Origin of the sequence: Brenneria alni (assembly GCF_003666245.1) — a bacterium.
GTDB classification, from domain to species: domain Bacteria; phylum Pseudomonadota; class Gammaproteobacteria; order Enterobacterales; family Enterobacteriaceae; genus Brenneria; species Brenneria alni.
The window spans coordinates 22,975-31,236 of sequence record NZ_MJLZ01000046.1 but is presented as its reverse complement, the minus strand read 5'-3'; the positions used below and the strand labels follow the sequence as shown (position 1 = coordinate 31,236).

General features: G+C 51.0%; 8 protein-coding genes. 7 read left to right on the top strand and 1 reads right to left on the bottom strand.

The features are described 5' to 3' along the window. The 4 genes from BIY29_RS16865 to BIY29_RS16850 all read left to right on the top strand — a co-directional run. Positions 1-844, top strand: an 844-nt coding sequence (locus tag BIY29_RS16865) for an IdsF (protein WP_121576221.1), incomplete at its 5' end; no start/stop codon positions are given. 77 nt (positions 845-921) lie between these two features. Then, positions 922-1,188, top strand: a complete 267-nt coding sequence (locus BIY29_RS16860) for a type VI secretion system PAAR protein (protein ID WP_121576219.1) — start codon at positions 922-924, stop codon at positions 1,186-1,188. Between the two features lie 192 nt (positions 1,189-1,380). Then, on the top strand, positions 1,381-2,028 hold the full coding sequence (pagP, locus tag BIY29_RS16855; protein WP_121576218.1) for a lipid IV(A) palmitoyltransferase PagP: 648 nt from the start codon (positions 1,381-1,383) through the stop codon (positions 2,026-2,028). Between the two features lie 198 nt (positions 2,029-2,226). Beyond that, entirely contained in the window at positions 2,227-3,126 is a 900-nt protein-coding gene (locus tag BIY29_RS16850; RefSeq protein WP_121576217.1) for a carboxylate/amino acid/amine transporter, read from the top strand. Here BIY29_RS16850 and metR read toward each other — a convergent pair. Beyond that, positions 3,032-3,967 (bottom strand): HTH-type transcriptional regulator MetR, encoded by a 936-nt coding sequence (gene metR, locus BIY29_RS16845; RefSeq protein WP_121576216.1) that lies wholly within the window; start codon positions 3,965-3,967, stop codon positions 3,032-3,034. The genes BIY29_RS16850 and metR overlap by 95 nt on opposite strands. Positions 3,968-4,071: 104 nt before the next feature. Here metR and metE point away from each other — a divergent pair, with 104 nt between their 5' ends. The 3 genes from metE to BIY29_RS16830 all read left to right on the top strand — a co-directional run bounded on the left by metE (position 4,072) and on the right by BIY29_RS16830 (position 8,225). Continuing rightward, a complete protein-coding gene (metE, locus tag BIY29_RS16840; RefSeq protein WP_121576215.1) occupies positions 4,072-6,336 on the top strand; it encodes a 5-methyltetrahydropteroyltriglutamate--homocysteine S-methyltransferase in 2,265 nt (754 codons plus the stop codon). Positions 6,337-6,641: 305 nt separating this feature from the next. Next, positions 6,642-7,412, top strand: coding sequence for a uridine phosphorylase (gene udp, locus BIY29_RS16835; protein ID WP_121576214.1), 771 nt, complete (start codon positions 6,642-6,644; stop codon positions 7,410-7,412). A 30-nt stretch (positions 7,413-7,442) separates the two neighbouring features. After that, positions 7,443-8,225, top strand: coding sequence for a tyrosine-protein phosphatase (locus tag BIY29_RS16830; RefSeq protein WP_121576213.1), 783 nt, complete (start codon positions 7,443-7,445; stop codon positions 8,223-8,225). The last annotated feature ends 37 nt before the right edge of the window (positions 8,226-8,262 follow it).

Sequence of the window (8,262 nt, the reverse complement as noted above, 5' to 3'; positions counted from 1 at the left end):
TAATAAAAAATATCTGTTTTCTTTTAAATCATATAAAAGTACATGTATTCTAAGGGTAAATGGCCTCCCAGCCGTCGACAACACCAAAATTTACTCTGGAACGATGTCAGCGGGGTTTAATTTAACCGCATTTTTAGAAAATGGCGCAAATGATATTGAACTGTTGATGGGGCCGCAGAATCATAAAGATCCTAATACTCTGTTTCCTGATTCATCCTGTCAGGTGATCATCAGCAAAGAAACGAAAAATGCAAGTGAAGAGATCGCTGTTTTTAAATTGAGCGTAAATGATAAAGGTGAAATTACGGCAAACGAGTCAGTTAATCCTACAACAAGCACTATATTTAGTACGGAAATATGGGAAGGTTATACCAAGAATGAGAAAGACTATGGTCTGTATAAGCTGAGAAGCAATATCATACTTAAAGGCTTACCGAGGTGGTCGTGGGTCAATGCGACGCCTGTTACCGAAAATGACCTTGTGAAAATCAGAATGGCCTATACGGATATCTGGCTGATGATGAAAAACCGGGATATTGAAGGGCTGAAAAAAATCTCGCAGCTCTCTAACCAGGAGATGGCCTATGCTGAAGGCGCCACGACCGGAATGATGTTTATTTCCAGCGGTTTCCCCCAGCATATTATTGATAAGCAGCTCACCCCGGTTCCGATTGAATGGGATAAATATAAGCTGGTAACGTATCGCGGAGGGCGTCTGTTCCGTTTGGGAGTCGGATTCTTTCAGAATTCACCACTACGATTGCAGAATTCTGATGGCAAAATCGTTTTTGCCTATAGACCTTATTTTTCAATAATCGATGGCAAGGTGACATTGGTGAGATGATTTTTGACGGTGGAACGGTGGCAAGGAAATAGCTTGCCGCCGTATTTGAGCGATAAAATTAAAAAGGGAATAAAAATATGGGTAATGCCGTTAAATTAGGGGATAACGATACCGGTCACGGTAGTCATCCACCCACGTCGATCGCTGCTGGCTCTCCAACGGTTAATGTGGACGGTTTGCCAATCGCCCGGCAGGGAGATCCGCTGGCCCCTCATGGTCATAGCCGAAGCATCATTAGTGGCTCATCCAGCGTGTTTATTGATGGTAAACCTGCAGCACGTACCGGTGATGCTGTTAGCTGCGGTGGTGTATTGATTGGTGGAGGAAGTGTAAACATAGGATGATGTATTATCGGAAGGGTCGGAAATCTCTGAAACTATTTCCCCGATGGTAATTTATATAACTACCATAATCGTTAGTACCTGCATAATGACAGACAGTTTTATTATTTTACTATCTGTGCAAACAGAATGATTTGAACTATATATTCTGGTAACTGTTATAGATAGTGATGTTATGGTTGCAGAGAGTCCAATATGTATTTAAAGCGCGTTTTAGTCCCCCTGTGTTTTGTGGCGCCGTCCGCCATGCCGATGTTGACTCATGCAACTGCCACAGAGAATACTCATAGTGTGGTGAGCAATGGTGCGAATAGCGGTAATGTAAGCAGCAGTTCCAATGCTGCCGTTACAACCGATCATGATGAAAGCTGGTGGCAGAGAAGTAAAAATAACCTGTCTAAAACCTGGTCGGAATCACCTAATCATGACATCTATATTCCCGCGATTACCTGGCATAACCGCTGGACGTACGATAAAGATAAAACGGATGAATATAATGAGCGTCCGTGGGGTGCGGGCTACGGTGTGTCGCGTCTGGATGAGGATGGCGACTGGCATTCATTGTATATTATGGCTTTTAAAGACTCCCATAATAAATGGGAACCGATCGGCGGCTATGGTTTTGAGAAACGTTGGCACCCAACTCGCGATCAGGATTTCCAACTGGGGTTAGGTTTCACTGCCGGCGTTACGATGCGCGATAACTGGAATTATATTCCGATTCCGGTGTTGTTGCCTTTAGCATCAATTAGTTACCAAAATCTTTCTTTTCAGGCGACGTATATTCCCGGTACCCACAATAACGGCAACGTCTTTTTTGCCTGGTTTAGATGGCAAATTTAATATATTTAATGTTTAACCCCTTTCGGGATATTTTAAAGGGGTTTTGTTTTTTGACGAATGCGGATAAAGGTTTTTCGTATCGCAGTATTTAATTGTCGTTCGTTTGTTATTTATTCACATGTAAACCATATTGATTGAAATTTATTCGCTACCCTCCGTTACAATAACGGCACTTCTTTACTGAACGGATAGTGTGCTGTGCCATTACTTATTATCACCACCATCTTATGGGCTTTTTCATTTAGTCTGATTGGCGAATATCTGGCAGGACAGGTCGATAGCTGGTTTTCCGTATTGATGCGTGTCGGGCTGGCTACATTGGTCTTCCTGCCATTTTTACGTTGGCGGGGCTATGCGCCGCGCGTAATTTTACTCTATCTGCTGGTGGGCGCCTGTCAATTGGGAATTATGTATCTGTTTGTTTTTCAGGCTTATCTCTATCTTACGGTGCCTGAGTTTTTACTCTTTACCGTCATGACCCCGCTCTATGTTACGCTGATTTACGATCTGCTGCGGCGTGAGCGCCTGCGCTGGGGCTATGTGTTCAGCGCGTTATTGGCGGTTCTGGGCGCAGCGGTGATCCGCTATGATGAGGTCAGCACACATTTTCTGTGGGGGCTGATGCTGGTGCAGGCTGCCAACATCTTCTTTGCTATTGGTCAGGTGGGGTATAAGCGTCTGATGGAAGTGCATCCGATGCCGCAGCACTGTGCCTTTTCATGGTTTTATCTGGGGGCGCTGGCGGTTTCGGTAGTGGCCTGGCTGTTGTTCGGTAATCCCAACCAACTGCCCACCACGTCGTTGCAGTGGGGGGTTTTGGTCTGGCTGGGGGTGGCGGCTTCGGGCTTGGGTTATTTTATGTGGAACTATGGCGCCACTCAGGTTGATGCGGGTACGCTGGGTATCATGAATAATTTCCACGTTCCTGCGGGGTTGCTGGTTAATCTGGCTATCTGGCAGGAAAAAGTACACTGGCCGAGCTTTATCATTGGGGCAATTATTATTATGTCCTCATTGTGGGTACACCGGCGCTGGGTCGTAAAGCGTCCCGCACAAACGGTAAATGCTCGCAAGCGTGCTGACGCGCCGAACGAATAAATGCTTCGATCACCGGTTGGCGCTGTTCTCCGTCCCTGACGGCCGCGTACAACCGGCTCCAGAGCCCCTCTCCCAGCGTTTTCGTCACAATCAGCCCCTGACGTTCAAAACTTTCCACCACCCAGTGCGGCAGGGCGGCGATCCCCATGCGGGCGGCCACCATCTGAATCAGTAGCAACGTATTGTCGACGCTCTTTAATGCCGGGCTGATACCGGCAGGTTGCAGAAAGTGGCGCCAGACATCCAGCCGTTGGCGCTGAACCGGATAGATCATCAGGGTTTCCGCGCTTAAGTCTTCAGGTTCAATTTTTTCTTTTCCAACCAGCGGATGATCGGGCGCGAGCACCAGCCTGACTTCAAAATCAAATAGCGGCGCATAGTGCAGCCCGCTGCGCGGCAGAATATCCGAGGTCATCACCAGATCCAGTTCCCCCTGTTGCAGCGCGGGTTGCGGGTCAAACGTGACGCCGGATTTAAAATCCATCACTACCTGCGGCCAGACTTGATGAAACTCATCCAGCGCCGGCGTCAGCCACTGGATACAGCTATGGCACTCAATCGCCAGACGCAGCGTGGTCTGGTGTGGTTCACGACATGCCTGTAGCGCCTGCTGAATTTGCGGCAACACCTGTTCAGCCAACTGTAACAGGATCTCTCCCTGAGGCGTAAAACGCAGCGGCTGGCTTTTACGCACAAATAGCCTGAACCCAAGACGTTGTTCCAGATCGCTGAACTGGTGTGATAACGCCGATTGGGTTTGATGAAGTGCAGCGGCAGCGGCGGCCAACGATCCCGTATTGCGCAGTGCTTGCAACGTTCGCAGGTGTTTAAGTTCGATCATGAGAGTCCTTCACAGTGACAGTGAATAAATTGCGCTTGTATCCAATACACTACCTGCGGATTATAGATGTGTAAACATCTGGACGGCTAAATAAGGAATTAACGATGACGATTTTAAATCACACCCTGGGTTTTCCGCGTGTTGGATTGCGACGCGAATTGAAAAAAGCACAGGAAAGCTACTGGGCAGGTAACGCGACACAGGAAGCGTTGTTGACCGTTGGACGTGAACTTCGTGCGCGTCATTGGCAGCAACAAAAAGATGCGGGCGTTGATCTGCTGCCAGTGGGTGATTTCGCCTGGTACGATCATGTGCTGACCACCAGCCTGCTATTGGGGAACGTACCGGCCCGTCATCAGAATGCGGATGGTTCCGTCGATCTGGATACGCTGTTCCGTATCGGCCGTGGAAGAGCGCCTACCGGTGAACCCGCCGCCGCCGCCGAAATGACCAAGTGGTTCAACACCAACTATCACTATATGGTGCCGGAATTCACCAAAGGGCAGCAGTTCAAGCTGACCTGGACGCAGTTGCTGGATGAGGTGGATGAAGCGCTGGCGCTGGGGCACAAGGTGAAACCTGTGCTGCTGGGGCCGGTAACCTACCTGTGGCTGGGTAAGGTAAAAGGCGAGCCGTTTGACCGTTTGTCGCTGTTGCAGGATATTCTGCCGGTTTATCAGCAGGTGCTGGCGGAACTGGCCAAACGTGATATCGAGTGGGTACAGATTGATGAGCCGGCATTGGTGCTGGAACTGCCGCAGGAATGGCTGGAGGCGTTCAAACCGGCATACGATGCGCTGCAAGGGTCGGTGAAATTATTACTGACCACCTATTTTGACAGCATCGGTCAGAATCTGACCACCATTAAGGCGCTGCCAGTACAGGGGCTGCACGTTGATCTGGTGCATGGCAAAGACGACGCCGCGACGTTGCATGAGCAATTACCCGCCGACTGGCTGCTGTCGCTGGGGGTGATTAACGGGCGTAACGTATGGCGTGCTGATCTGAGCAATTGGTTTGAGCGTCTGCAACCGCTGGCAGGCAAACGTAATCTGTGGCTGGGAAGCTCCTGCTCGCTGTTGCATAGCCCTATCGATTTAAGCGTGGAAACGCGTCTGGATGATGAAGTAAAAAGCTGGTTTGCTTTTGCCATCCAGAAGTGCGCCGAACTGTCTTTGTTGTCTCAGGCGCTGAACAACGGCAATGGTCAGGCGTTGGAGGCGTACAGCGCGCCGATCCGTGCCCGCCGGACCTCTACCCGAGTGAACAATGCCGCGGTTGCTCAACGTCTGGCGGCGATTACCCCGCAGGACAGCCAGCGTCAGCAGCCTTATCCGCTGCGCGCCAAAGCACAGCGTGAGCGTTTCAATTTGCCGGCATGGCCGACAACCACCATCGGGTCTTTCCCGCAAACCACTGAAATTCGCGGCCTGCGTCTGGACTTCAAACAAGGGCGTCTGGACGGTACTCACTACCGCACCGGTATCTCTGAGCACATTAAACAGGCTGTGGCTGAACAGGAACGTCTGGGGCTGGATGTGCTGGTACATGGTGAAGCCGAGCGTAATGACATGGTGGAGTATTTCGGCGAACATCTGGACGGTTTTGTCTTTACGCAGAATGGCTGGGTACAGAGCTATGGCTCCCGTTGCGTGAAGCCGCCGGTGATTATCGGTGATGTCAGCCGCCCTGAAGCCATTACCGTGGAATGGGCGAAATACGCACAGTCCCTGACCGACAAACCGATGAAAGGTATGCTGACCGGCCCAGTTACTATTTTGTGCTGGTCTTTCCCGCGTGAAGACGTCACCCGTGAAACCATTGCCAAACAAATCGCGCTGGCGCTGCGTGATGAAGTGGCTGATTTGGAAAAAGCCGGTATCGGTATTATCCAGATCGACGAACCTGCCTTGCGTGAAGGCCTGCCGTTGCACCGTTCTGACTGGAACGCGTATTTGACCTGGGCGGTGGACGCTTTCCGTCTGAATGCGGCGGTCGCACAAGACGATACGCAGATTCATACCCATATGTGTTACTGCGAATTCAACGATATCATGGACTCTATTGCCGCCCTGGATGCCGATGTCATCACTATTGAAACATCCCGTTCCGATATGGAATTGCTGGAGTCGTTTGAAGAGTTCGAGTATCCCAATGAGATCGGCCCAGGCGTATATGATATTCACTCGCCGAACGTACCGAGCGTTGAGTGGATGGAAGCCCTGCTACGCAAAGCGGCACAGCGTATTCCGGCTGAACGTCTGTGGGTAAACCCGGACTGCGGTCTGAAAACCCGTGGTTGGCCGGAAACCCGTCAGGCACTGGCGAACATGGTTGAGGCTGCCCGCCGTCTGCGTGAAGAAGCGTAAGTATTGAACGAACACCGGGAGGCGAAAGCCTCCCTCTGCCTACCCTAAATCCCCCAGCATCCGTTGCCAGTTACCCCGCGGCGGCAATAAGACGCGTATCAACGATTAGATAATCTACAATAACGGCGGGCTAGCTGGCGCAAGCGATTTTTTGTGGTCTGATTTGTGATTACGATTGCGTTTTTTATGTATGCTGATTCGTACTTCTTATTTATGAGTGATGATTATCACTAAATATTCGGTCGTAATACGATAGAGTTTTTCTTTACCCTTTGATTATCCACCTAATTGACTGGGAGGCGGTTATGTCTAAATCTGATGTGTTCCATCTCGGTCTGACAAAGCATGATTTACAGGGAGCGACACTGGCGATTGTGCCGGGCGATCCTGAACGCGTCGAAAAAATAGCGCGTCTGATGGATAACCCGGTGCATTTGGCGTCGCACCGTGAATTCACCTCCTGGCGTGCCGAATTGGACGGCAAGCCAGTTATTGTCTGCTCCACCGGCATTGGCGGGCCGTCGACGTCGATAGCGGTAGAGGAATTGGCCCAGCTTGGTATTCGTACCTTCTTACGGGTGGGAACGACCGGCGCGATTCAGCCGGGCATCAATGTGGGTGATGTGCTGGTGACGACGGCGGCGGTACGTCTTGACGGCGCAAGTTTGCATTTTGCCCCGCTGGAATTCCCGGCGGTGGCGGATTTCACTTGCACCACCGCACTGGTTGAAGCGGCGAAGAAGACCGGTGCGGCGCTGCATGTCGGTGTGACTGCATCGTCTGATACCTTTTATCCTGGGCAGGAACGATATGATACATTTTCAGGCCGTGTGGTACGCCGTTTCCGGGGTTCAATGGAAGAGTGGCAAAGTATGGGCGTACTGAATTATGAAATGGAGTCAGCCACGTTGCTGACCATGTGCGCCAGTCAGGGGTTGCGTGCCGGGATGATTGCCGGGGTTATCGTCAACCGTACTCAGCAGGAAATTCCTGACGCCGCGACTATGAAACTGGCTGAAACGACAGTCGTCAAGGTTATGCTGGATGCCACCCGCCGCTTGCTGGCCTGCGCATAGCTATCTTTTACCACAATAATAAGGAGAGGTATGAGCGAACCAATATTACTCCATCCTTCTTTAGTTCCCCTGCATGGTGGGATTAACTTCCGTGATCTGGGCGGGAATCGTGCAGCAGACGGACGGCTTATTCGGCACGGCAAGCTATTCCGCTCTGGTTCGCTGGATCTGTTAAGTCAAGCAGACTGTGAACGACTGGCCGGAGTGCCCGTCGTCGATGTACTCGACTATCGCGATCCTGAAGAAATTGCGCTCAAGCCTGATATTCTTTGGTCTGGCGTGAATTACCACCCATTCCCTGCTAATCCGCTGCGGCACGAAGTTACCGCGAATCTGGATTCTTTAGGTTCGGATGTGCTGGAGGCTTTTGACTCACGGGCATTTATGCTGAAGCTCTACCGCCGTTTACCTTTCGATAATTCCGCATACCGCCAACTGGTGTCGCTGTTGTTACAGCCGGACAACGGTGCGCTGGTACAGCACTGCGCGGTGGGGAAAGATCGCACCGGCATGGGATCGGCTTTGGTGATGCTGGCGCTGGGGGCTGATGAGCAAACGGTGATTGAAGATTATCTGCTGACCGAAACCACGCTGACGCCATTCCGCCAGCTGTTGCTGACTCATCTGTCAAAGACGCTGACTGAGAAAGCGCTGAAACAGTTCTCCTATGTGCTGTCGGTACAGGAAGAGTTTATCGCTACGGCATTGCAGGCGATTAATGAACGCCACGGGTCAGCCAATGGCTGGCTGGCGGCGGAGTATGGGCTGGATAATCATGCCCGGCGGTTTTTGCAGGATAAGTATCTGGCTTGAGTTTGATGGTGACAAACGCGTAAAAAGGGCCGGTCGT

Bases quoted from the DNA above. Each gene is read 5' to 3' on its own strand.
- BIY29_RS16860 (WP_121576219.1), top strand. From the start codon at position 922: ATGGGTAATGCCGTTAAATTAGGGGATAACGATACCGGTCACGGTAGT.
- pagP (WP_121576218.1), top strand. From the start codon at position 1,381: ATGTATTTAAAGCGCGTTTTAGTCCCCCTGTGTTTTGTGGCGCCGTCC.
- metR (WP_121576216.1), bottom strand. From the start codon at position 3,967: ATGATCGAACTTAAACACCTGCGAACGTTGCAAGCACTGCGCAATACG.
- metE (WP_121576215.1), top strand. From the start codon at position 4,072: ATGACGATTTTAAATCACACCCTGGGTTTTCCGCGTGTTGGATTGCGA.
- udp (WP_121576214.1), top strand. From the start codon at position 6,642: ATGTCTAAATCTGATGTGTTCCATCTCGGTCTGACAAAGCATGATTTA.
- BIY29_RS16830 (WP_121576213.1), top strand. From the start codon at position 7,443: ATGAGCGAACCAATATTACTCCATCCTTCTTTAGTTCCCCTGCATGGT.